This window comes from Streptomyces sp. DSM 120436 (assembly GCF_055778765.1).
In genome coordinates, this window is the sequence record NZ_JBSKBS010000002.1 from 1,202,477 (window position 1) to 1,226,269 (window position 23,793).

23 protein-coding genes and 1 pseudogene are annotated in these 23,793 nt (G+C 71.6%); 2 read left to right on the plus strand and 22 right to left on the minus strand.

Features of this window, described 5'->3' with window-relative positions; all coding sequences use genetic code 11:
- Nucleotides 1–15: 15 nt before the first annotated feature.
- Nucleotides 16–966 (plus strand): RluA family pseudouridine synthase, encoded by a 951-nt coding sequence (locus tag ACWH4W_RS27480; protein WP_473078513.1) that lies wholly within the window; start codon nt 16–18, stop codon nt 964–966.
- Here ACWH4W_RS27480 and ACWH4W_RS27485 read toward each other — a convergent pair.
- The 17 genes from ACWH4W_RS27485 to ACWH4W_RS27565 all read right to left on the minus strand — a co-directional run bounded on the left by ACWH4W_RS27485 (nt 960) and on the right by ACWH4W_RS27565 (nt 18,153).
- Entirely contained in the window at nt 960–2,534 is a 1,575-nt protein-coding gene (locus ACWH4W_RS27485; RefSeq protein ID WP_473078514.1) for a cytochrome P450, read from the minus strand. The genes ACWH4W_RS27480 and ACWH4W_RS27485 overlap by 7 nt on opposite strands.
- Before the next feature lie 54 nt (nt 2,535–2,588).
- Complete coding sequence (locus tag ACWH4W_RS27490; RefSeq protein ID WP_473078515.1) at nt 2,589–3,209, minus strand: GTP-binding protein; 621 nt, start codon at nt 3,207–3,209, stop codon at nt 2,589–2,591.
- Nucleotides 3,190–3,585: a DUF742 domain-containing protein gene (locus ACWH4W_RS27495; RefSeq protein WP_473078516.1), complete on the minus strand. Its 396-nt coding sequence runs from the start codon at nt 3,583–3,585 to the stop codon at nt 3,190–3,192. The genes ACWH4W_RS27490 and ACWH4W_RS27495 overlap by 20 nt, the downstream gene beginning before the upstream one ends.
- Nucleotides 3,582–3,989 (minus strand): roadblock/LC7 domain-containing protein, encoded by a 408-nt coding sequence (locus ACWH4W_RS27500; protein WP_290004458.1) that lies wholly within the window; start codon nt 3,987–3,989, stop codon nt 3,582–3,584. Before ACWH4W_RS27500 ends, ACWH4W_RS27495 begins: the two co-directional genes overlap by 4 nt.
- Nucleotides 3,986–5,596 (minus strand): sensor histidine kinase, encoded by a 1,611-nt coding sequence (locus ACWH4W_RS27505; protein ID WP_473078517.1) that lies wholly within the window; start codon nt 5,594–5,596, stop codon nt 3,986–3,988. The genes ACWH4W_RS27500 and ACWH4W_RS27505 overlap by 4 nt, the downstream gene beginning before the upstream one ends.
- Nucleotides 5,597–6,004: 408 nt before the next feature.
- Nucleotides 6,005–8,863, minus strand: a complete 2,859-nt coding sequence (locus ACWH4W_RS27510; protein WP_473078518.1) for a DEAD/DEAH box helicase — start codon at nt 8,861–8,863, stop codon at nt 6,005–6,007.
- A gap of 45 nt (nt 8,864–8,908) precedes the next feature.
- Nucleotides 8,909–9,799, minus strand: coding sequence for a diacylglycerol kinase (locus tag ACWH4W_RS27515; RefSeq protein ID WP_473078519.1), 891 nt, complete (start codon nt 9,797–9,799; stop codon nt 8,909–8,911).
- Nucleotides 9,800–9,830: 31 nt separating this feature from the next.
- Nucleotides 9,831–10,700: a twin-arginine translocase subunit TatC gene (gene tatC, locus ACWH4W_RS27520; protein ID WP_473078520.1), complete on the minus strand. Its 870-nt coding sequence runs from the start codon at nt 10,698–10,700 to the stop codon at nt 9,831–9,833.
- Nucleotides 10,701–10,792: 92 nt separating this feature from the next.
- Nucleotides 10,793–11,074, minus strand: coding sequence for a Sec-independent protein translocase subunit TatA (gene tatA, locus ACWH4W_RS27525; RefSeq protein ID WP_473078521.1), 282 nt, complete (start codon nt 11,072–11,074; stop codon nt 10,793–10,795).
- A 252-nt stretch (nt 11,075–11,326) separates the two neighbouring features.
- Entirely contained in the window at nt 11,327–11,521 is a 195-nt protein-coding gene (locus ACWH4W_RS27530) for a hypothetical protein (RefSeq protein ID WP_048460021.1), read from the minus strand.
- A gap of 10 nt (nt 11,522–11,531) precedes the next feature.
- On the minus strand, nt 11,532–11,792 hold the full coding sequence (locus ACWH4W_RS27535; RefSeq protein WP_473078522.1) for a CpXC domain-containing protein: 261 nt from the start codon (nt 11,790–11,792) through the stop codon (nt 11,532–11,534).
- Nucleotides 11,793–11,856: 64 nt separating this feature from the next.
- A complete protein-coding gene (locus ACWH4W_RS27540) occupies nt 11,857–12,852 on the minus strand; it encodes a helix-turn-helix transcriptional regulator (RefSeq protein WP_106415007.1) in 996 nt (331 codons plus the stop codon).
- Between the two features lie 18 nt (nt 12,853–12,870).
- Nucleotides 12,871–13,824 carry a helix-turn-helix transcriptional regulator gene (locus tag ACWH4W_RS27545; RefSeq protein ID WP_473078523.1) on the minus strand — a complete coding sequence of 318 codons (954 nt, stop codon included), beginning with the start codon at nt 13,822–13,824 and terminating at the stop codon, nt 12,871–12,873.
- A 123-nt stretch (nt 13,825–13,947) separates the two neighbouring features.
- Nucleotides 13,948–14,319 (minus strand): FKBP-type peptidyl-prolyl cis-trans isomerase, encoded by a 372-nt coding sequence (locus tag ACWH4W_RS27550; RefSeq protein ID WP_006132299.1) that lies wholly within the window; start codon nt 14,317–14,319, stop codon nt 13,948–13,950.
- Between the two features lie 63 nt (nt 14,320–14,382).
- Nucleotides 14,383–15,384 carry an FKBP-type peptidyl-prolyl cis-trans isomerase gene (locus tag ACWH4W_RS27555; RefSeq protein WP_473078524.1) on the minus strand — a complete coding sequence of 334 codons (1,002 nt, stop codon included), beginning with the start codon at nt 15,382–15,384 and terminating at the stop codon, nt 14,383–14,385.
- Nucleotides 15,385–15,522: 138 nt separating this feature from the next.
- Complete coding sequence (pafA, locus tag ACWH4W_RS27560; RefSeq protein ID WP_142196373.1) at nt 15,523–16,884, minus strand: Pup--protein ligase; 1,362 nt, start codon at nt 16,882–16,884, stop codon at nt 15,523–15,525.
- A 9-nt stretch (nt 16,885–16,893) separates the two neighbouring features.
- Nucleotides 16,894–18,153 (minus strand): MFS transporter, encoded by a 1,260-nt coding sequence (locus tag ACWH4W_RS27565; RefSeq protein ID WP_473078525.1) that lies wholly within the window; start codon nt 18,151–18,153, stop codon nt 16,894–16,896.
- An 88-nt stretch (nt 18,154–18,241) separates the two neighbouring features.
- On the opposite strand from ACWH4W_RS27565, the gene ACWH4W_RS27570 reads away from it, so the two are divergent.
- Nucleotides 18,242–19,243: a LacI family DNA-binding transcriptional regulator gene (locus ACWH4W_RS27570; protein ID WP_473078526.1), complete on the plus strand. Its 1,002-nt coding sequence runs from the start codon at nt 18,242–18,244 to the stop codon at nt 19,241–19,243.
- 503 nt (nt 19,244–19,746) lie between these two features.
- Here the strand turns inward: ACWH4W_RS27570 and prcA are convergent.
- From prcA to dop, 5 genes and pseudogenes are all read right to left on the minus strand, one after another.
- A pseudogene (gene prcA, locus ACWH4W_RS27575) lies at nt 19,747–20,485 on the minus strand (proteasome subunit alpha).
- A gap of 71 nt (nt 20,486–20,556) precedes the next feature.
- Nucleotides 20,557–21,402, minus strand: a complete 846-nt coding sequence (gene prcB / locus ACWH4W_RS27580) for a proteasome subunit beta (RefSeq protein WP_106415000.1) — start codon at nt 21,400–21,402, stop codon at nt 20,557–20,559.
- Nucleotides 21,354–21,566 (minus strand): endonuclease domain-containing protein, encoded by a 213-nt coding sequence (locus tag ACWH4W_RS27585; protein WP_473078527.1) that lies wholly within the window; start codon nt 21,564–21,566, stop codon nt 21,354–21,356. Before ACWH4W_RS27585 ends, prcB begins: the two co-directional genes overlap by 49 nt.
- Before the next feature lie 118 nt (nt 21,567–21,684).
- Entirely contained in the window at nt 21,685–21,903 is a 219-nt protein-coding gene (locus tag ACWH4W_RS27590) for a ubiquitin-like protein Pup (RefSeq protein ID WP_473078528.1), read from the minus strand.
- A gap of 197 nt (nt 21,904–22,100) precedes the next feature.
- The gene (dop, locus tag ACWH4W_RS27595) at nt 22,101–23,612 is read right to left on the minus strand and encodes a depupylase/deamidase Dop (RefSeq protein ID WP_342210913.1); all 1,512 of its coding nucleotides are present in this window, start codon (nt 23,610–23,612) and stop codon (nt 22,101–22,103) included.
- Nucleotides 23,613–23,793: the final 181 nt, after the last annotated feature.

A 23,793-nucleotide genomic window follows, 5' to 3' on the forward strand; every position in this document is an offset into this window, starting at 1 on the left:
GTACCCTTGCCCCACGTGAGACGCAGACGCCCCGCCCCGCCCCCTCCCCTGCCGCAGCGCGACGGAGTGGACCCGGTACGGGTGCGCCTGCCGGCCGGCGGGCCGGGAGCGACCGTCCGGGAGCACCTGGTGCTGCGTCTGGCCGCGGACCCCGCGCGGATCGACGCCCTGTTCACCGCGGGCGGGATCGTCGGCGCCGACGGCCGCCCCGTCCCGCCCGACACCCCCTACGCGCCGGGCCTGTGCGTGTGGTTCCACCGCGAGATGCCCGCCGAGTCCCCGGTGCCCTTCCCCCTGCGCGTGGTGCACCAGGACGAGCACCTCGTGGTCGTCGACAAGCCGCACTTCCTGGCCACCACGCCGCGCGGCAGCCACGTCCGGCAGACCGCGCTCGCCCGGCTCCGGCACGAGCTGGGCCTGCCGCGGCTGACCGCGGCGCACCGCCTCGACCGGCTCACCGCCGGGCTGGTGCTGTTCACCGTGCGGCCCGAGGAGCGCGGCGCCTACCAGACGCTGTTCCGCGACCGGCGGGTGCACAAGGAGTACGAGGCCGTCGCCCCCTACGACCCGGCCCTGGACCTCCCCCGCACCGTGCGCAGCCGGATCGTGAAGGAGCGCGGGACGCTGACCGCGAGGGAGGTCGAGGGCGAGCCGAACGCGGTGACCCGGGTGGAGCTGCTCGCGCACCGGGCGGACGGCCTGGGCCGGTACCGGCTGGTGCCCGGCACCGGCCAGACCCATCAGCTCCGGGTCCACATGAACGCCCTCCGGGTGCCGATCCTCGGCGACCCCCTCTACCCCGAGGTGACCTCCCCCGTCCCGGCCGGCGACTTCCGGCGTCCGCTGCAACTGCTGGCGCGGGAACTGGCGTTCACCGATCCGGTGACGGGGGCGGAACGCCGGTTCACCAGCGGCCGGGTGCTCGGGGCGTGGGCCTCGTACGAGGAGTGGGCGGCGGGTCAGTAGCCGCGCCACCACCGCAGGAAGCGCTGCCAGGCGCCCTTCGGCGGCTCCTGCCGCGGGAACGGCGGGGGCGGCACGGGCGCCTCGGCCGGCGCCGCACCCGAGACCGGAACCGGGCCGGCGGCCGAAGCCCCGCCGGCCCCCGCGGCCGCGGCCCCGCTCCCCACGGCGACCGCGGCCGGAGCAGCCGCGGCCGTCGGCGCCGCCTGCCGCGGGATCCCCCCGATCTGCCAGTCGTACACCGCCGGCGCGTCGTTCTCATGGGTCGGCGGCTGGGTGACCTCCTGCTGCGGCCGGGGCGTGAAGTGCGCCGGCAGCGACACCAGATGGCGTGAGGCGATGGACTCGGTGAAGGTCAGCTCCTCCTCGGCGCAGCTCAGCTCCACGTCCGGCAGCCGCATGAGCAGGGCGTCGACGCCGACCTCGGCGATGACACGGCCGATGTCCTGGCCGGGGCACTCGTGGGCGCCGCCGCCGAACGCGAGGTGGGAGCGGTTGCCCTGCATGTCGGCGGTCGGGTCGGGGCGGACCCGGGGGTCGACGTTGGCCGGCGCGGGCGCGAACAGCAGGGCGTCGCCCTTGCGGACGCGCTGCCCGCCCAGTTCCGTGTCCTGCTTGGCGTAGTAGGCGAAGATGGTGCTGAACGGCGGTTCGTCCCACAGCAGTTGTTCCACCGCCTGGGGCACGGTCATCTGACCGCCGTTGAGCTGGGAGCGGAAGCGCGGGTCGATCAGCACCTGGCGCAGCACGTTGGCGAGAAGGTTGGCGGTGGCCTCGTAGGCGGCGATCAGCACCACCCGCAGGTGCTGGCTGACCTCCTCGTCGCTCAGTCCGGCCGGGTGGCTGACGAGGTGGCCGGCGAAGTCGTTCCGCGGTTCCTCGCGGCGGCGGGCGGTGAGGCGTTCCAGCGCCGCCGTCACGTAGGCGTTGCTCTCGATGGCGGTCTCGGTGCCGCGGATCATGTCGCGGGCGGCCTGCACCATGCGGTCGTCGTACTCGTCGGGCATGCCGAGGACGTGGCACATCACGGCCATCGGCAGGTGTTCGGCGTACTGGCTCACCAGGTCGGCCTCGCCGTCCTCGCAGAACCGGTTGACGACGCGCTGGACGCTGCGGTTGACGTACCGGCGCAGGCTGCGGAAGTCGGTGGCGGCGACGGCGGCGTCGATGGCGCCGCGCCAGCGCCGGTGCTGCTCGCCCTCGGTGTGGGCGCACGTCGGCTGCCAGGCGAAGTGCGGCATCAGCGGGTGCCCGGGCTTGACCAGGCCGTCGCGGAGCGCGGACCAGACGCGGCTGTCCTTGGTGAACTGTGTGGATCTGCGGACCAGTTGCTGGCTCTCGGCGTGGCCGAGCACCACCCACAGCGGTACGTCGTCGTGGACGAGCGCGGGTGCCACCGGGCCGTGCTCCTCGCGCAGCTGCTCGTAGAGCTTCTTGAGGTCGTCCGACGCGTGGAGGCGGGCGAGGCCGCCGGGGCCGCGGTCGTGCGCGGGGCATCCGGGGGGCGGCTCCGGCCGGGCGTCGTCACCGGCCGGGCGGTCCGGCGTCAGGGGGTGGGACTCAGGCGTCACTGTGGTCGCTCCGAAAAGGGGAAAGGCAGAAGGTCCGGGGAGGGGGCTCGCGCGTCAGGCGAGCGAGCCCGTCATGGCGAGCGAGTGCAGGAAGCGCATCAGGGTCATCAGGACGTCGCGGCTGGAGGCGCGGCGCCGCACGTCGCATTCCACGATGGGGATCTGCTCGGTCAGGTCGAGCGCGGCCCGCAGGTCGGAGAGGTGGTAACGGGGCGCGTCCGGGAAGGAGTTGACGGCGACGACGAAGGGCACACCGCGTTCCTCGAGGCGGCCCATGACGTCGAAGCTGACCTCCAGGCGGCGGGTGTCGACCAGCACGACCGCGCCGAGCGCGCCCTCGAACAGGCCGTTCCACAGGAACCAGAAGCGCTCCTGGCCCGGCGTGCCGAACAGGTACAGCACCAGCTCGTCGGTGATCTTGATGCGGCCGAAGTCCATGGCGACGGTGGTGGCCGTCTTGGACGCGGAGCCGTAGTTGTCGTCGACCCCGATGCCGGCCTGCGTCATGGTCTCCTCGGTGGTCAGCGGTTTGATCTCGCTGACCGAGCCGACCATGGTGGTCTTGCCGACCCCGAACCCGCCGACGATCACGATCTTCACCGCGGACTGCGCCGTGTGGGGCAACTGGTCCTCGGCGCGTGGGCCCGGGATGGCGTCAGAGCCGTTGAAGTCCATGCATCACCGCTTCGAGAAGGGAACGGTCCGGGAGCGTCTTGCGGACGATGGAGGAGCGCGCCTGGACCAGTTCCGCCGTCAGCAGTTCGGTGACCAGCACGGTCACCACGCTGAACGGCAGACTGAGATAGGCCGACAGCTCGGCCGCGGACAGGGGGGCGACGCAGAGCCGGAGCAGCGCCGCCTGCTCGGGGGTCGCGGAGGGCGGGGGGTCCGGGGAGCGCGCCACGATCAGGGTGACCAGGTCGATGTCGGCGCGCTCGCCGTCCGGTCCGGCCACGACGTACAGCCGCTCCGGGTTGCCGCCCGCGCCCTCCTTCGGGGCCGGGGCGGCCGGCTGCGCGGGGGTGCGCCTCTGGCGTTGCGGAGGAGTCATACGGTCTGCCCGTTCCGTCGGGGCGGACTGGTCAGATGGGCGCCGATGCGGACGACGAGGTCGCGCATCATGCCGCCCATGCGGCCGGGTTCACAGGTCATGTCGGAGAGGACCGCGAGGTAGGCGTTGGCGCCGGCCGCCATGAGATAGAAGTAGCCCTCATCGATCTCGATGAGCACCATCTTCATCTCGCCGTCGCCGTACGGGAGTTCCTGCGCGACGGCGGAGGCGAGGCTCTGCACGCCGGCGCAGGCGGCGGCGACCCGGTCGGCCGCGTCCGGCTCGCCGCCGTAGCGGGCGATGCGCAGGCCGTCGGCGGAGAGCACCACGATCATCTCGACGCCGGGTACGCCGTCGGCGAGCTCCTTGAGCATCCAGTCGAAGTTGGCTCGCTGCTGGATCACTTGAGGTCCCCCTCGTCCTCGGCCTCGGTGCGGGCCGGTTCGTTGATGAGATGCAGGTAGGCGGTCGGGTTCCGGGTGAAGTCGGTGGGGTGGACGCCCGGGTCGAGGTCCTTCTTCAGGCCCTCCCAGAAGGCGTCGACCCACAGCCCGGGTTCGCGGTCGTTCCGCTTCTTCTTCTCGGGCTCGGCCGCCGCCCAGATGTCGTGGTACTCCTCGCCGCGCTCCTTGGCCTCGCGCTCGGCGCGCTCGGCGGCCGCCTGCTCGGCGTAGCGCTGGGCGAGCGGGGTCTTCACGCGGCTGCGGCGCTGCGGCAGTCCGCCCGCGGTCCACTCGGTGACCTCGGGGACGTCGTCCTCGAGGGCGGCCGTGGCGGGGATGAGGGGGCTGGTGGGACGGCGCCTCTTCGGGGGGCGCTGCGGACCGGGGAGGGCGTCGACGGGGCGGGGCACGGCGGTGGCGCCGATGCCGTGGGCGAGACCGACGCCGGGCTCGTCGGTGATCATCTCGCTGGGGACGACGAGGACGGCGCGGACGCCGCCGTAGGCGGAGGCCCGCAGCGACACCTGCATGCTGAACTGGGTGCACAGGCGGCCGACGACGGCGAGGCCGAGGCGCGGGTTGCCGCCGATCTCCTGGAGGTCGACGCCGCGCTGGGCGCGGTCGAGGATGTCCTCGATGCGGGCGCGGGCCTGCTCGTCGAGGCTGACGCCGGCGTCCTCGATCTCGATGGCGACGCCGGTCTGCACCTCGGTCGCGGTGACGCTGACCTTGCTGGTGGGCGGCGAGTAGCGGGTGGCGTTGTCGAGGAGTTCGGCGGCGGCGTGGATGACCGGCTCGACGTGGATGCCCTTGATGTTGATCTTGGCGATCGACTTCAGGTCGATGCGGCGGTACTCGAGGATGCGGGACATGGCGCCGCGCAGCACGCTGTAGAGCGCGACCGGCTTGGGCCACTGGCGTCCGGGGCGGCCGCCTCCGAGGACGGAGATGGAGTCGGCGAGGCGGCCGATCAGCGCGGTGCCGTGGTCGATGCGCAGCAGGTCGTCGAAGACCTCGGGGTTGCGGCCGTGGTCCTCCTCCATCTCCCGCAGTTCCTTGGCCTGCTGGTGGACGATGGCCTGGACGCGGCGGGCGATGGAGACGAAGGAGCGCAGCGAGGAGTCACGCAGGTTCTCCTCGTCGTCGATGATCTGGAGGACCTGGCGCAGCAGCACCTGCTGGTACTTGGGCAGGTCCCGCCAGGACGGGTTGAGCCGCGGCAGGTCGCGCATCACCTCGTCCGGCTCGTTGCCGGCGTGCAGGTGGCCCAGGCAGGTGGGGAAGACCTTCTGGATGAAGTACTCGGTCTCCGTGTCGTGGGCGGCGATCCGCGCCTCCAGACACGCACGGTGACGCTCGTGTTCGGCGTGCGCCTCCCGCAGCACCCGGCCGCGGCGCGCCGCCTCGGCGGCGGTGGCGGCCACCAGCAGGGTCGCCACGGCACCGCACACGCCGACGGCGATCCGGGCGGGCTCCGTCACCAGGGCGACGGCGGCTCCGGTCGCCGCGGCCATCACTATGGCCGGCAGCACCAGCGCGCGTGCGTAGGGAAGGTGGACACTCGCCATGTGAGCCCTCTGAAGCGTGTCGACTGACGGTCGGGAACGTGCACATAGGGGAACAAGCGCACGAATTCGTCTCAACTCGGTGCGCTGCGGGCGAGCTTAGCCCGGCGGGATCATCGCCAAGTCATATTCAGCAAGTGCCGGAATCGGCCCCCGAGGCAGGAGTACGCTCGGAGTCATTTACACGATCCGGCGTCGATCGAACACACCACGTCACGACGTACAGACGTACGACGGCCACTCACCGTCACGGATGACCCGGCCCTCGGAACGGCGGTCGTCGGCCTCTCGCAGGCGCTCCTCATCCTTCCCGCCCGGGCCGCCGGTGATGCGGCCGCACGAGGGCGCGCACAGCGCGGAAGCCCGGCGCGCGGGGGCGCACCGGGCTTCCGGGGACGACGGCGAGGGCGGTCAGCCCACGGAGGAGTAGGCCACCACCCCGCGCAGCAGACCGTCCACGGCCTTGCGGGCGTTCTTCGCGACCGTCGAGCCCTCGACGGCCGGGGCCGCCGCGGAGATCTGCCCCAGCACGTCGATGACCTGCTTGCACCAGCGCACGAAGTCGCCGGCCGGCATCTCCGCCTCGCGCAGCACCTCGTCCAGGCCCTTGCCGGAGGCCCACATGTAGGCGGCCCAGGCGAAACCCAGGTCGGGCTCGCGCTGGCCCACGCCCTCGGTCTGGCTGATCCGGAAGTCCTCCTCCAGCGCGTCCAGCCGGCCCCAGATGCGGACCATCTCGCCGAGCGCCGCCTTCGCCCTGCCCGCGGGCAGCTTGGGCGCCATCGCGTCGTCGGCGACCCGCGACTCGTACACCAGCGCCGAGACGCACGCGGCGAGTTCGGCGGGGCCGAGGCCCTCCCAGACCCGCTCGCGCAGGCATTCGCTGGCCAGCAGGTCGAGCTCGCCGTACAGCCGGGCCAGCCGCCTGCCGTGCTCGGTGACCTCGTCGCCGCGCAGGTAGTCCATCTCCGTCAGCAGCGCCACGATGCGGTCGAAGGTGCGGGCGATGGTGTTCGTCCGGCCCTCGATGCGCCGCTCCAGCTGCGAGGTGTCCCGCAGCAGCCGGTGGTAGCGCTCGGCCCAGCGGGCGTGGTCCTCGCGGTCCTGGCAGCCGTGGCACGGGTGCGCCCGCAGCGCCTTGCGCAGCCGCGCGATCTCCCGGTCGTCGGCCGCCGGGGCGCGCTTCTTGCGGTGCCGGTCGGGCACTATGTGGCCGGCCTTGGTGCGCAGCGCGGAGGCCAGGTCCCGGCGGGACTGCGGGGAGCGCGGGTTGAAGGACTTCGGGATCCGCATCCGCTCCAGCGCCTCCACGGGCACCGGGAAGTCGATCGACGCCAGCCGCTTCACCTGCCGCTCGGCGGTCAGCACCAGCGGGCGCGGACCGTCGTGGTACTCCATGCCCCGGTGGCCGTCGGTCCGCCCCGCGGGCAGCCCCGGGTCGAGCACCAGCGCCAGCCCCGCGTACTTGCCGGTGGGCACGTGGATGACGTCACCGGGCTTCAGCTTCTCCAGCGCGACGGCGGCCTCCGCGCGCCGCTGGGTCTGGCCCTGCCTGGCCAGTTCGTTCTCCCGGTCCTTCAGCTCCCGGCGCAGCCGCGCGTACTCCTCGAAGTCGCCGAGGTGGCAGGTCATCGAGGCCTTGTAGCCCTCCAGCCCCTCCTCGTTGCGCTGCACCTGGCGCGAGATGCCGACGACCGACTTGTCCGCCTGGAACTGCGCGAACGACGTCTCCAGCAGCTCCCGCGAGCGGTGCCGCCCGAACTGCTCGACCAGGTTGACCGCCATGTTGTACGACGGCTTGAAGCTGGAGCGCAGCGGATAGGTGCGCGTGCCGGCCAGTCCCGCGAGGTGCTCGGGGTTCATCCCGCGCTGCCACAGCACCACGGCGTGGCCCTCGACGTCGATGCCGCGGCGGCCCGCCCGGCCGGTGAGCTGGGTGTACTCGCCGGGGGTGATGTCGGCGTGCTGCTCGCCGTTCCACTTGACCAGCTTCTCCAGCACCACCGAGCGCGCGGGCATGTTGATGCCCAGCGCCAGCGTCTCGGTCGCGAACACCGCCTTCACCAGTCCGCGCACGAACAGCTCCTCGACGACCTCCTTGAAGGTCGGCAGCATGCCCGCGTGGTGGGCGGCGATACCGCGCTCGAGGCCCTCCAGCCACTCGTAGTAGCCGAGCACGTGCAGGTCCTCGGGCGGGATGGAGGCGGTGCGCTCCTCCACCAGGGAGCGGACGCGGGCCCGCGCCTCCTCGTCGTTGAGCCGCAGGCCCGCGTACAGGCACTGCTGCACCGCGGCCTCGCAGGCGGCCCGGCTGAAGATGAAGGTGATGGCGGGCAGCAGGCCCTCGGCGTCGAGCCGCTCGATGACCTCCGGCCGGCTCGGCGTCCACACGCGTGAGCGCTGTCTGCGCTCCCGCTCGCGGTCCGCCTCCCGCATGCCGTTGCGGCCCCGCCGGCGGTCGCCCCAGGACGGGCGGCTCGCCTCCAGCCGGGCCATGCGCGTCAGGTCGGGGTTGACGGCCTTCCTGTGGCCCTCCCCCTCCTCGAACAAGTCGTACATCCGGCGGCCGGCCAGCACGTGCTGGAACAGCGGCACGGGCCGGTGCTCGGAGACGATCACCTCGGTGTCCCCGCGGACGGTGTCCAGCCAGTCGCCGAACTCCTCGGCGTTGGACACCGTCGCCGAGAGGGAGACCAGGGTCACCGACTCGGGGAGGTGGATGATCACCTCCTCCCAGACGGCGCCCCGGAAGCGGTCGGAGAGGTAGTGCACCTCGTCCATGACCACGTAGCCGAGGCCGAGGAGGGTCCGCGACCCGGCGTACAGCATGTTCCGCAGCACCTCGGTGGTCATCACGACCACGGGCGCCTCGGAGTTGACGCTGTTGTCACCGGTGAGCAGGCCCACCTTGTCGCTGCCGTAGCGGCGGCACAGGTCGGCGTACTTCTGGTTCGACAGCGCCTTGATGGGGGTCGTGTAGAAGCACTTCTTGCCCTGCTGGAGGGCGAGGTGGACGGCGAACTCGCCGACGATCGTCTTGCCGGATCCGGTGGGGGCGGCGACCAGCACGCCCTTCCCGGCCTCCAGGGCCCGGCAGGCCTCCACCTGGAAGGGGTCGAGGCCGAAGTCGTACATCTCGCGGAAGGAGGCGAGCGAGGTGGCCTGCTCGGCAGCGCGCCTGCGTGCTGCCGCGTACCGCTCGGCCGGTGAGAGGTCCTCTGTCATCGTGCTTTCGAGCGTACCGGGCCGCACCGACAACAGGACGATCATTATCCGGATCGTCCGCGTGGGGGAGGTGACGCCGGGACCGCCCCCTCAGGGGCCGACGACCCGGACCGCTCCCGGCACACAGTGGGCGGTCAGCGGCAGCGGTCCGACGGGTTCGCCGTCCGCGTAGCCGGTGACGTCCGCGGCGGCCAGCTCCACGCTCGCCGCCCGCAGCACGGTCACCGCGGGGTGGTCGACGTGCGTCCCCCGGTAGACCCGCGGGAACACCCGCAGCAGCGTGGCCCGGCTGCACGCGCCGACCACCGTGATGTCGAACAGCCCGTCGGTGAGGTCCGCCCCGGGGCATATCCGCATGCCCCCGCCGTACGACGGCCCGTTCCCGACGGCCACCAGCGTCGCCTCGACCTCGCGGACGTCCCCGCCGTCCAGGGTGATCCGGTACGGCAGCGGCCGGAAGGCGGCCAGCTCGGCGACCACCGCCAGGTCGTACGTGAAACGTCCGAGGGGGACGCGCATCCGGTTGCCCCGGTCGTTGACCCGGGAGTCGAAGCCGGAGGCGAGCACGGCGCCGAACCAGCGGTCGCCGATCCGGCCGAGGTCGATGTCACGGGACCGCCCGCTCCTGAGGGCGTCGGCGATCATCCGGCCGGCCGTGGCGGGTTCGCGCAGGGGCATGCCGAGCGCCCGGGCGAAGTCGTTGCCCGTGCCCGCGGCCACCAGGCCGAAGGGGGTGCCCGTGCCGACGACGGCCTGCAGGGCGAGGTGCGCCATGCCGTCGCCCCCGACGGCGATCAGCGCGCCGGTGCCCTCCTCGACGGCGGTACGCGCCCGGGACAGCGCGTCCTCGGGGCCGTCGCCCGTCACGGTACCGACGTGGAAGCCGGCGTCCCGCAGCGCGGAGGCAGCCGCCCGCGCCGCGCGGGCGCCCCGGCCGCCGCCCGCGGCGGGGTTCACGAAGAGGGTGATCTCGCTGGTCACGGGAGCGACCCTATGAGGTGCCGGCCCGTCCTCAGGTCACGTCGTCATAACCGTTGACGCGGTCCCGGGAGGTCTGCTCGGGCAGCGTGGTGACCGGTTCGGCCGGTTCGACGGCCTCAGGCGTGTGGTCGAGCTCGGACGCCTCGTCGTCGGCCGGTCCCTGTGCCTCCTTGCGGGCGCGCCGTCTGTCGTTCAGCAGCGCGAGGCCCACGGCGGCGAAGTACAGGACGACGATCGGCCCGGACAGCGCGAGCATGCCCACCGGGTCGGTGGTGGGCGTGGCGATCGCGCCGAAGACGAAGACGCCCATGACGACACCGCGCCACCAGCCCGCCATCCGGCGGCCGGACACGATGCCCACCATGTTGAGCATGGTCAGGAGCAGCGGCAGCTCGAAGGCCAGGCCGAAGACCAGCACCATGCGGATGGTGAAGTCCAGGACCTCGTCGAGCGACAGGATGTTCGCCGATCCCCCGGGCGTGAGACTGAGCAGCACCTTGATGCTGACCGGGAGGATGACGTACGAGAGAAGGGCGCCGCCGACGAACAGCGGCACCGCGGCCGCGGTGAAGACGTAGGTGTACTTCTTCTCGTGCCGGTGCAGTCCGGGCGCGACGAAGGCCCACAGCTGGTAGAGCCAGACCGGGCTGGAGATCACCAGGCCCGCCATGAGGCTCACCTTGATCGTCGTGGTGAACGGCGAGGTCAGTGTGTTGAACGACACGATGGCGCAGTTGCCGCCGTCGCTGTTCGTCAGGTCGTCACACTTGGGCACCGGCTCGGCCAGGAACTGCATGAGCTGTTCGCTGTAGAACGCGGCGACGACCGACACCACGACGATCGCGAGCACGGCCTTGGCCAGGCGGTTGCGCAGCTCGCGCAGGTGTTCCACAAGAGGCATCCGCCCCTCGGGATCCCTCTGCTGTTTGCGGGCAGACTTGAGCAACCCACGTTCCCATCTCGTGCGGCGGGCCGGAGGTCACCGGCCCTGCGTCAGCGCTTGGTCGTGTCCGTCTGCTCAGTGACCGGGCGGGAGCTGGTCACGTCGCCGGGGGCGGCCTGGATGGTGCGCTGCGCCGGGGGCTGCTCGCCGTTGGCCGGCGGGTCGGCCGGAGCGGAGGACTTGTTGTCCTCCTTCATCGCCTTCGCCTCGCTCTTCAGGATGCGGGCCGACTTGCCGAGCGACCGCGCCATGTCGGGGAGCTTCTTCGCCCCGAACAGCAGGATGATGACGACGAGGATCAGAATGATCTCGGTAGGTCCGAGCCGTCCCATAAGTCTTTACCTTCTCACCGAGGCGGGTGGGTGGGTGGCTGTCCGACCGGTCGGACATGCGTCCGAAGGACGGTGCAGACAGCGATCGTAACGCCCAGGGGTGAACGTCCGGCAATCCCTGTGCGTACTCCCGTCCGCGGTCCGGGCCTCGTTCTCCGGGCCGCGATCAGCAGCGTACCTGCCGGGACCCGGCCAGTGACAGGGTGCGGCGGCCCGTCCGGACTGCGGACCCGCCGGTGCGGCGCCCCGCCGCTACAGGGCCTCCGCCGAGCGGGCCGTGCTCGTGGCCGCGCGCTCCAGGTCCTCGGCGGCGCGGCCGATGCGCCGGGCCGAGTCCGCGACCTGCCTGCCGAGGCGCTCCGCCTCGACGAAGACCCGGACGGCGAGCACTGCGAGCACCATCAGCCCGAGGAACCCCAGGGCTACGGCGAACATCGGCCAGAACATGGGGTCGAGCCTAGACGGTCGAGTGCAGCCGCAGGGTACGCACCCCGCCGCCGGTCAGCAGCTCGACGATCCGCTCCCCCGCCGGCTTGCGGACGGCGGCGCCGCACTCGGGGCAGGTGAAGGAGTAGAACGTGGTGCGGCGGCTGGCGCCGATCGCCAGCCGTAGCGCGCTCGCGGAGAGTTCGAAGCGCTCCCGGCAGTCCGGGCAGCCCGCCCGGAACATCACCGGGGCCACGTTCCTCATCCCGGCGAACGCGGACGCCGCCGTCATGCCCCGTGCCCCTGTGGTCGCCGACTCGCTCAAAGCCCTCGCTCCTGCCTGTCGTCCTGCCCGGTCATCCGGCCGCCTCGGCCCCGTCGTACGCCGCCAGCGCCTCACGGGCCGCCCGGCGGGCGCTCTCGGCCAGCTCCTGCGGCTCCACGATGCGCCCGTCGCGGCCGAGCCGCAGCGCCAACCGCCGCAGCGACGCGGGGTCGGGGGTGCGCAGGGTGATGCGGAGTCCGCCGTCGGGAAGCTCGTCCGCGCTGTCGTGCGGGTAGTACTCGGCGACCCAGCGCCCGCCCGGCCCTACCTCGACGACCACCTCCGGGTCCTCGGCCGCGGGCTGCACCAGCCCCTCGGACAGGTCGCGCAGCTCCACCTCGGGCGGCGCGGACGGCTCGTCGAGGATCTTGATCTCGGCGACCCGGTCCAGCCGGAAGGTGCGGCGCGCCTCGGAGCGGCGGCACCACGCCTCGACATAGGTGTGTCCGACGCTGACCAGGCGGATGGGGTCGATCTCGCGCTCGGTGACCTCGTCGCGGGCGGGCGAGTAGTAGCGGATCCACAGCCGGCGGCGCTCGGCGATGGCCCGGTCGACGTCCGCGAAGACGCCGCCCTCGGACTCGAAGGTCACCGAGAGCCGGGAGCTGGCGCCCGCCGCCTCCCCGGCCGCGGTCTCCACCTTGGCGGTGGCCCGCAGCAGCGCCTGCCGGTCGCCCTCGCGCAACCCCGGCAGTGTGGCCACGGCGCGGGCGGCGACGAGCAGCGCGGTGGCCTCGTCGGCGGCCAGGCGCAGCGGCTCGGCCGCGTCGGCGCCCAGGGCGGCCGGGTTGTGCCACCAGATGCGCTCGCCGTCGGTGTCGATGTCCAGCAGGTCGCCGCCGCGGAAGCTGGTGCCGCACATGGGCAGCACGTCGAGGTCGGAGACCAGTTCGTCCTCGGTGATGCCGAAGGCGCGCGCGACGTCCTCGATGCGGGCGCCGGGCCGCTCGCGCAGATACGTCACCAGGGACAGCATCCGCCGGGTCTGGTCGATGGCGTTCACGGGCCTGACCGGTTTGCCTGCCACGTTCTCGTCCGCTCCCCCTCAGCCCTTGGCCACGGCGCGCAGCCGGTCCACCACGTCGGCCCGCAGTTCCTCGGGCTCCAGCACCACCACGTCCGGTCCGAACTCCACCAGCCAGGCGTCCAGTCCGTGCCCGTACGGGATCTCCAGCTCGTCCCAGCCGTTCCCGAGTTCCCGGACCGAGGCGGCCTTGGCCCGGAGCGGGAAGCCGGCGTCGGAGCGCAGCCGGATCCGCGCCGAGCGGTCGGCGGTCTCCCCCGCCCAGCTCGCCACGGTCTCCCGCACGGTGACGACGTCCGGCACCGGCACGGTGAACCGGCCGGCGCGCGAGCGCACCTTGCCGGTGATCCGGGACAGCCGGAAGACCCGCTCGGCGCCGCGGTCGCGGTCCCAGCCGGCCAGGTACCAGTGGCCGCGCCAGCACTCCAGCGCCCACGGCTCGACGTGCCGCTGCTCGGGCTGCGCGGCGTTGGCCTTGCGGTAGTCGAAGACGACCGGGCGGCGGTCGCGGCAGGCGAGCATCAGCGGCTCGAACGCGGCCTCGTGCACCGGGATGCGCGGCTCCAGCGCGCCGTGCGCGCCGTACGGGTCGACGTCCTCGGGGAGTCCCGCGGCGCGCAGCTTCTGCAGGGCGCCGCTGGCCGCGCCGGCCAGCCTGGCCTGCTGCCACACCTTCGCGGCGAGCCCGAGGGCGGCGGCCTCCTCGGCGTCCAGGGTGATGGGTGGGAGCCGGTTGCTGTCGCGGCGGGCGAGGTAGCCCGTCTCGCCCTCGAGGTTCTCGACGGTCTCGATGACCAGTCCGAGTTCGCGCAGGTCGTCCTTGTCGCGCTCGAACATGCGGTTGAAGGAGTCGTCGGAGCCCGCTTCGAGGTACGCCTCGATGGACTCGCGCAGTTCGCGCTTGGTGAGCGGCCGCCGCGTCCCGAGCAGACACAGCGCGAGATTCATCAGCCGCTCCGCCTTGGCAATGGCCATCGACGCGCTTCGCCTCCCTATGGTGCTTACGACCGACGACCGTACCGCCCCGGGGTGGCGTGGTGAAAGCCGAGGGCCCGCGCCCGGACAGGCGTGGACCCTCGGCGATCGGCTCCGGTCGGATCAGACGCCGAGCAGATCGACCACGAAGATCAGGGTCTCACCGGGCTTGATCGCCGGGGTGGGGCTCTGGTTGCCGTAGGCGAGGTGGGCGGGGATGGTCAGCTGGCGGCGGCCGCCGACCTTCATGCCCTGCACGCCCTGGTCCCAGCCCTTGATGACCCGGCCGCCGCCCAGCGGGAACCGGAAGGGGGTGCCACGGTTCCAGCTGGCGTCGAACTCCTCGCCGGTGCTGAAGGCGACGCCCACGTAGTGGACGGTGACGGTCTGACCCGCCTTCGCCACCTCGCCGTCGCCCTCCCAGATGTCCTTGATCTCGAGGTCCGCCGGGGGCTCGCCGCCCGGGAAGTCGATCTCGGGCTTGTCGATGCTCACGTCTTCATGCTCCTGCTTGTCTGCGGAAAGGCGAACACGCACAGTCTTACATCCCGGCGGGGGTCACAGCTTCGCGAGGATGTCCACGGAGAAGACCAGCGTGGAGTCCTTCTTGATCTCGCTGCCCTGCGGCGGGTTGTCGCCGTAGCCCAGCTCCGGCGGGATGACGATGAGGACGCGGCTGCCGACCTTCTTGCCGGTCAGGCCCTGCGCCCAGCCCTTGACGACCTGCTGGAGCGAGAAGGACGTCAGCTGGCCGCGGCCGTACGTGGAGTCGAACTCCTTGCCGCCGTCCCACAGCACGCCCTTGTACTGCACCAGGACGCTGTCCTCGGCGCCGACCTCCTCGCCGTCGCCCTCGATGACGTAGTTCGCCACGAGCTTCTTCGGCGCGTCGGAGTCGGGCACCTCGATGGAGGGGGCCTTGCCGTCGGTGTTGGTGCCGACCTTCGGCAGGTCGATGTCGTCCTGGGCGACGTCGGTGCCCTGGGCGGAGCTCCTGGCGTTGAACGTGTCCTGCACGTCGATCACGAACACCAGCGTGTCGGTGCCCTTGATGCCCGCCTGCTCGTTGCCCTGCTCGCCGTAGCCCCAGGTGGGCGGGACGGCCATCTGGACGCGGCTGCCGGCCTTCCTGCCGACCAGCCCGTAGCGCCAGCCGTCGATGATCGTGCCCTGGGCGAGCTGGATGGCCAGCGGCTCCTTGCGGTCGTACGAGTTGTCGAACACCTTTGCGGTGCTCCACACCTGGCCCAGGTAGTGGGCCACGACGAAGTCGTTCTCGGCGATCGTGCGGCCGCCGCCCGCGATGACCGTCTTCACCGCGAGGTCCTTGGAGGGGTCGCCGCTGCCCTTGGCGACGGTCGGCTTCTCGCCGAACTTCGTCCCGGCCGTGATCGCCGGCAGCGGGCCCTCGACGATCTTCGGCGACGGCGCCGCCGACGTCTCGGGCTCCGAGGGAGAGGCCGTCTCGCTGGCCTTGCCGGAATCGGACTTGTCGTCGCCGCACGCGGCGAGGGTGGCCAGTCCAGCGGGGACGGCGATGAGAAGTGAGCGTCGGCGCACGGTGGGGGCCTCGTAATCGTCGATCTTGTGGGTGGCGTCCGCGCAACTCTACGGCGTGAGGAGGGCGCCGCACGGTGTAACGTACGGCGCCCGTGTGACGTTCCGGGTGTTTCGTCGGCCCCCGGGGGACGCGTCCTCTCACATGCCGGCGATCAGCTTCTCCACCCGCTCGTCCACCGAACGGAACGGGTCCTTGCACAACACGGTGCGCTGGGCCTGGTCGTTGAGCTTGAGGTGCACCCAGTCGACGGTGAAGTCCCGCCGCTGCTCCTGGGCACGCCGGATGAAGTCGCCGCGCAGCCGGGCCCGAGTGGTCTGCGGCGGCACGGACTTGCCCTCGAAGATCTTCAGGTCGTTGCAGATCCGGGCGGCTTGTCCCTTCTTCTCGAGCAGGTAGTACAGGCCACGACGGCGGTGGATGTCGTGGTACGCGAGGTCTATCTGCGCGACCCGCGGGTGCGACATGGTCATGTTGTGCTTGGCGCGGTAGCGCTCGAGCAGCTTGTACTTCATGACCCAGTCGATCTCGGTGCCGATGCGGTCGAGGTCCTCGGACTCGATCGCGTCCAGCGTGCGGCCCCACAGCTCCAGCACCTGCTCGACGGTGCCGGTGCGGATGCCGCGGCGCTCGCAGAAGTCCAGCGCCTTCTCGTAGTACTCGCGCTGCACCTCCAGCGCGGACGCCTCCCGTCCGCTGGCCAGGCGCACCTTGCGGCGCCCCGTGATGTCGTGGCTGACCTCGCGGATCGCCCGGATCGGGTTCTCCAGGGTGAGGTCGCGCATGACGGTGCCCGCCTCGATCATGCGCAGCACCAGGTCGGTGGCGCCGACCTTGAGCAGCATGGTCGTCTCGGACATGTTCGAGTCGCCGACGATGACGTGCAGCCGGCGGTAGCGCTCGGCGTCCGCGTGCGGTTCGTCGCGCGTGTTGATGATCGGCCGGGAGCGGGTCGTCGCCGAGGAGACGCCCTCCCAGATGTGCTCGGCGCGCTGGCTGACGCAGTAGACGGCGCCCCGCGGCGTCTGCAGCACCTTGCCGGCTCCGCACAGCAGCTGCCTCGTCACCAGGAACGGGATGAGGATGTCCGCGAGCCGGGAGAACTCCCCGTGCCGGGCGACGAGGTAGTTCTCGTGGCACCCGTAGGAGTTGCCCGCCGAGTCGGTGTTGTTCTTGAAGAGGTAGACGTCGCCCGCGATTCCCTCCTCGTGCAGGCGTCGTTCGGCGTCCACCAGGAGTCCTTCGAGAATGCGCTCGCCGGCCTTGTCGTGGGTGACCAGTTCGGTCACGTTGTCACATTCCGGCGTTGCGTATTCCGGATGTGACCCCACGTCGAGATAGAGGCGGGCGCCGTTCCGCAGAAAGACGTTGCTGCTTCGGCCCCATGACACGACACGGCGGAAGAGGTACCGCGCCACCTCGTCAGGCGACAGGCGGCGCTGTCCCCTGAACGTGCACGTGACGCCGTACTCGTTCTCCAGCCCGAAAATGCGGCGGTCCATGAGGGAACATTACGCCCGATCCTTCGAGCTGAAACGGGGTTCGACGGCACGGTTCGGATCATTTTCCGAACCGGCCGCGACAACCGCAGTCCTGGCCGGAACCGCCAATACCCGTCCGGTGGCGATCAAAACCAGCAGCGACACGCCGCCAGCGGCCCCCGGCACGGCGAATCCCCACAGCGCCCCGCCCGCCTCGACCACCGGACCGGTCACACCGGTCCCGAACGACGCGCCGACGGTGAACGTGGTCACCAGCCAGGAGAACGCCTCGGTGACCGTCCCGCGCGGGGCGTGTCGGTCCACCAGCACGAACGCACAGGCGATGGCCGGGGCCAGGAAGAGACCGGCGACCGCGGCGAGCAACGTCATGGCCACCGGGTCCGGCCTCAGCATCAGCGGCAGGTAGCAGAGGGCCAGCAGCGCCACGATCACCTGGAGCCGCCGTGCGGGCTCCCCGGCCCACTGCCGCGCCCCGTACGCCGTGCCGCCGATCAGCGCGCCGAGCCCGAGCGCCGCCATCAGCCAGCCGTAGACGGTGTCGCCGCCGTGATCGTCGGCGTACGTCACGGCGGCGACCGTGATGGACCCCATCGCCATCCCGACGGCCAGGAAGGCCCCGAGCAGCGCGATGAGCCCCGGCGACCGCAGCGCCCCCAGCCAGTGCGCCTCACGCGGCGCGGACCGCCAGGCCCGCGAAGGCTGCGAGACGGCCACGGACAGGGCCCCCAGCACCCCGATGACGTTCAGCACGAGCAGCGCGGCCTGGGCCGACCACAGGGAGACGCACACCGTCACGAGCAGCGGCCCGACGGTGAACATCACCTCCTGGGCCACGGCGTCCAGGGCGTAGGCCCGGTGCACGTGCTCCTCCCTGGGGAGCACCGAGGACCACAGCGCCCGCAGCCCGCCCTCCAGCGGCGGCGTGAACAGCCCCGCCAGCGCGACGGCGCCGTACGCCACGACCGGCGACCCGGTGCCCGCGAAGGCGAACACGCCCATCGCCACCGCCGACAGCAGCGCCGCCGGCAGCTGCACCCGGGGCTGGCCCTTCAGGTCGACCAGGCGCCCGAGCACCGGCTGCCCCACCGCGTTGGCCACGCCGTACACCGCGGCGAGCACGCCGGCCAGGCTGTACGACCCGCCCTCGGCGCGCACGAACAGCACGATGGCGATCGGGGCGGTCGCGTTGGGGAGCCGTCCCACCAGCGTGCCCACGAGCAGCCGGGCGGCGTACCGCGCCCGGAGAATCTCCAGGTATCCCGTCGCCATGCCGGCCCTCCCGTGGAAGTGTTACGTATAACTTAACTCTCCATACGTACCATGACCGCTGTTCACCGGTCCAGACGAAGGAGCGACGGTGCCCAGAGCCGGCGTCCGCCCCACGAGCCGGGACGTCGCCCGGGAAGCGGGCGTCTCCCAGGCCGCGGTGTCCCTGGTGCTGGGCGACAAGTGGCGCGGCCGGGTCTCCGAGGCCACGGCGGAACGCGTCCGCGAGGCCGCCCGCACCCTCGGCTACCGCCCCAATCTCGCGGCCCGCAATCTGCGGCTGGGCCGCACGCGTACGGTGCTGCTGGTCGTGCCCGCCCTGACCACGGAGTTCTTCGCGGGCGTCTACACCGGCGCGGCGCGGGTGGCCTCCCGGCACGGCTTCGGCGTGGTCCTCTACCCCTCTCCCGAGGGCATCGGCCCGGCCCGCGACCCGTTCGCCAGCGCCCAGGCCGCACTGGACGGCGTCATCGCCTCCTCCATGGCGGCGGAGGCCCTGACCGCCATCCGCGGCGACCAGCTGCCGCTCGTCATGCTGGACAGCGACCCCTCCGCCGGCGGGACCACGGTGAACCTGGACATCGCCGACGGCGTCCGGCAGGTCACGGAGCACCTGCTCGGCCTGGGCCACCGCCACTTCCTGCACCTGGGGGCGGACGTACCGTCCTGGACCTTCGAGGTCCGCGCGCGGGAGCTGGAGGCACGGCTGCGGCAGGTGCCGGGTACGTCCCTGCGGACGGCCCGCTCACCGATCTCCATCAAGGGGGCGGAAGCCGCCGCCGAGGCCGCACTGGCCGCCGGGGACCGGCCCACGGCGGTCGTCTGCGACGACGACCAGCTCGCTGCGGGCGCGTACAAGGCCGCCCGCCGTCTGGGACTGCGCGTCCCGGCGGACCTTTCGGTCACGGGCATGGACGACCTGGCCCTGGCCACGGCCATCGACCCGGAGCTGACAACGGTCCGCCTGGACGCGGAACTCTTCGGCGAACGGGGCATGCAGGCGCTGCTGGCCGTCCTGAACGGCGAGCAGCCCTCCGGCACGGACATCCCGGTCCACCTGGAGGTCCGGGGCTCGACGACCCGGGTGCCGTGAACCACGGGCGCGGGCCGGAGGTACCGGCGCAACCCGGCGCTTACGGAGTGCCTCCTCCGAAGGGGGCGCTCCAGGCGGCATGCATGCCCACAGTCGTCCGGGGCACGCCCCCGAACGACCGGGCGGTAGCCGCGTACGACAAGGCGGGGAACCCGGCGTGAGCGGAATGTAGCCGCGTACGGCGAGGCAAGGCACCCGGCGTAGGCGGGGCGTAGCCGCTCGCGGCGGGAAGGGGACGGGGTGGGCGCCCGCAGCGGCCGGCGCGTCCGCACCCTTCACTGACCAAGACGCACAGTCGCGCCAGACCGAGGACGACCGCCCCCACCGCGGCCCCGCACCGCCCACCGACCGTGGGCGCTACGCCCGCCCCCACCGCACAGCAACCCTGCGCCGCAGGCGTAGAACCTCAGCCACAGCGCCCCGCACCGCAGGCGCCGGACCGCAACCCCGCCGGGCGGGAACACTGCGCCGCAGGCACCCGCACCGGCATCCGCCGCCGCAAGTTACTCCACGTCCCCGCCGGAGGCGGTCTCCTCCGTGCCGCCCGCCTCAAGGAGCCGCACCAACTGCCGCCCCTCGATCCGCTTGAACTTCCGCTTCTGCGGCCGCGTCCGGTCCAGCACGGCCACCTCCAGCCGCTCCGCGGGAATCTCCCGCTCACTGCCGTTGGTGTCCCGCGACAACGCCTGAACCGCCAGCTTCAGCGCCTCCGCCAGCGTCATCCCGTCCCGGTGCCGCTGGTCGAGGTATCCGCTGATCTGCTCCGCGTTGCCCCCCACCGCCACCGAGCCGTGCTCGTCCACGATCGACCCGTCGTGCGGCAGCCGGTAGATCTGGTCGTGCTCCGGGGTCTCCCCGACCTCGGCCACCACCAGCTTCCACCTCGTACGGCTTCTCCCCCACGCTGGAGAAGATCGTGCCGAGCGTCTGCGCGTAGACGTTCGCCAGACCTCGCGCCGTCACGTCGTTCCGGTCATAGGTGTAGCCCCGCAGATCGGCGTACCGGACACCACCGATCCGCAGATTCTCGTACTCGTTGTACTTACCGGCGGCGGCGAACCCGATCCGGTCGTAGATCTCGCTGAACTTGTGCAGCGCACGGGACGGGTTCTCGCCGACGAACACGATCCCGTCGGCGTACTGCAGCACGACCAGGCTGCGGCCACGGGCGATGCCCTTGCGGGCGTACTCCGCCCGGTCGGCCATCGCCTGCTGAGGTGAGACATAGAACGGCGTCGACACCGGTTACCCGTCCCTTTCTGTCGAAGTCACTGGACCACCCTGAACCAACCGGACCATCCGGCCCGCACGCACTACAGCAACGAGGCCCGCGGACCGTCCGGCCGCTCCAGCCTGCGCTCCAGCACGGACCGGGCGATGTCGGACGCCTCGTCCTCGGAGAGCCGGCGGTAGCCGTCCTCGGTGATCACGGTGACGATCGGATAGATCCGGCGGGCGACATCGGGACCACCGGTCGCCGAGTCGTCGTCTGCCGCGTCGTAGAGCGCCTGCACCACCAGCGTGGTGGCCTCGGCCTCGCTCAGATCCTCCCGGAACAGCTTCTTCATCGCACCGCGCGCGAAGATCGACCCGGATCCGGTGGCGGCGTACCCGTGCTCCTCGGACCGCCCGCCGGTGACGTCGTAGGAGAAGATCCGCCCCTTCTCGCGGTCCACGTCGTACCCGGCGAAGAGAGGCACCACGGCCAGGCCCTGCATGGCCATGCCCAGGTTCGAGCGGATCATCGTCGACAGCCGGTTCGCCTTGCCCTCCAGCGACAGCTGCTCGCCCTCGACCTTCTCGAAGTGCTCGAGCTCGAGCTGGAACAGCTTGACCATCTCCACGGCCAGGCCCGCCGTGCCGGCGATGCCGACCGCCGAGTACTCGTCGGCCGGGAACACCTTCTCGATGTCCCGCTGCGCGATGACGTTCCCCATGGTGGCTCGCCGGTCACCGGCGAGGACCACACCGCCGGGGAAGGTGACGGCGACGATGGTCGTGCCGTGCGGCGCCTCGATCACGCCCTGCACGGGCGGCAACGTCCTCTTGCCCGGCAACAGCTCCGGCTGGTGCTCGGAGAGGAAGTCCATGAAGGAGGAGGAGCCCGGCGTCAGGAAGGCAGCCGGCAGACGCCCGGTGCCAGGAGTGTTGGCTTCCACGAAGTTCCTTCCAGGTAGGCAGCTGCCCGACGAACAGCGTCGGGATCATCTCCCAACTTGCCGATGGCCGAATTGCAGTTGAAGCACATTACGCCACGGACCCTACCCGCCCCACAGCAATGATCCACATTTCCGACAACAGCATCTGGAACGGCCGGCCGCACGCCCGGAGCCGAGCGGACGCCGCCCGCGGCGGCCCACCGGGGCCGGCCGCGGACAGCGCCCTCTCCTCACCGCTCGCCCGCCACCGCCGTGACTGCCGGACCGGCGAAGCCGGTGAGGCTACTCGCCGCCCTTCTGCACGAAGGACCGCACGAAGTCCTCGGCGTTGGCCTCGAGCACGTCGTCGATCTCGTCCAGGACGTCGTCCACGTCGTCGCTGAGCTTCTCGTGACGCTCCTTGAGGTCCTCCGAAGCCTGCGCCTCCGCCGCCTGCTCCTCGACCTCCTCGGTGGACCGCGTGGCCTTCTGCTGTCCGCCGTCGGTGTCCTTGGTCGCCATCACCCTCACCCCGCTCGGTTCGCCCGACACAGTTGCTCGGTCAAGATCAGACCCTACAAGCCGGGTCCGACAATGCCCCCGCAGTTGCTCCAACCCACGGGGACCACCTCGATGATTCCCGGACGGGCGGCTTTCCACCCCGTCCGGCCGGTCCGTCCGGGTACCCGCAGGTACCCGGACGTGCGCGGCTCACCCGTTCACCCGCCGGAAAGCACCCTGACCAGGTCCTCCGCCGTCCGGCAGCGGTCCAGCAGCGCCTTGACGTGATTACGCGTTCCGCGAAGCGGTTCCAGGGTTGGGACCCGCTGCAGCGAGTCCCGGCCCGGCAGATCGAAGATCACCGAGTCCCAGGAGGCCGCCGCGACGTCGTCCGCGTACTGCTCCAGGCACCGCCCGCGGAAGTAGGCGCGGGTGTCCTCCGGAGGCTCCGTGCGGGCGCGCTCGACCTCTGCCTCGTCCAGCAGCCGCTTCATGCGTCCGCGGGCCACCAGACGGTTGTAGAGGCCCTTCTCGGGACGCACGTCGGCGTACTGCAGGTCGACCAGGTGCAGCCGGGCGGCGTCCCAGTCGAGGCTGTCGCGGCGCCGGTAGCCCTCCATGAGCTCCCGCTTGGCGACCCAGTCCAGTTCGCCGGCGAGGCTCATCGGGTCGTTCTCCAGCCGGGTGAGCGTGTCCTCCCAGCGGGCGAGGACGTCCTTGGTCTGCTCGTCGGCGTCGTCCCCGAAGCGCTCCTCGACGTACTTGCGGCCCAGCTCGTAGTACTCCATCTGGAGCTGCACCGCGGTCAGGGTCCGGCCGCTGCGCAGCGTGACCAAGTGCTTCAGCGACGGATCGTGCGACACCTGGTGCAGCGTCCGCACCGGCTGGTCCACGGCCAGGTCCACCGCGATGAACCCGTCCTCGATCATGGACAGCACCAGCGCGGTCGTCCCGAGCTTGAGGTAGGTCGAGATCTCGGAAAGGTTCGCGTCACCGATGATCACGTGCAGCCGCCGGTACTTCTCGGCGTCCGCGTGCGGCTCGTCGCGCGTGTTGATGATCGGGCGCTTCAGCGTGGTCTCGAGGCCCACCTCGACCTCGAAGTAGTCCGCCCGCTGGCTGATCTGGAAGCCGTGCTCGTGGCCGTCCTGGCCGATGCCGACCCGGCCGGCGCCGGTGAAGACCTGCCGGGAGACGAAGAACGGCGTCAGATGGCGCACGATGTCCGAGAAGGGGGTCTCCCGCTTCATCAGGTAGTTCTCGTGCGTGCCGTAGGACGCGCCCTTGTTGTCGGTGTTGTTCTTGTACAGGTGGATCGGCTGGGCGCCGGGAAGCTGCGCGGCCCGCTCCGCCGCCTCCGCCATGATCCGCTCGCCGGCCTTGTCCCAGAGGACGGCGTCCCGCGGGTTGGTGACCTCGGGGGCGCTGTACTCCGGATGGGCGTGGTCGACGTAGAGCCGCGCGCCGTTGGTCAGGATGACGTTCGCCAGGCCGATGTCCTCGTCGGTGAGCTGGCTGGCGTCGGCGGCCTCGCGGGCGAGGTCGAAGCCTCGCGCGTCCCGCAGCGGATTCTCCTCCTCGAAGTCCCAGCGGGCCCGGCGGGCCCGGTGCATCGCCGCCGCGTAGGCGTTCACGATCTGGGACGAGGTGAGCATGGCATTGGCGTTCGGGTGGCCGGGGACGGAGATTCCGTACTCCGTCTCGATGCCCATTACTCGCCGTACGGTCATGCGGCCCTCCTTGCCCGGCGGCGTCCCCGGTCGGGGGCGCCGCAGTACCGCTGGCTCTCCGGTGCGTGTGCGGTGCCCGTCCCCGCACTGCGCGACTCGGCGGTACGGAAGAGCCTAGAACGCCTTTGCGCTGGTGGGGAGATCATTTGCGTCATTGCTGTGCTCCAGCCGTGGCCCCGAA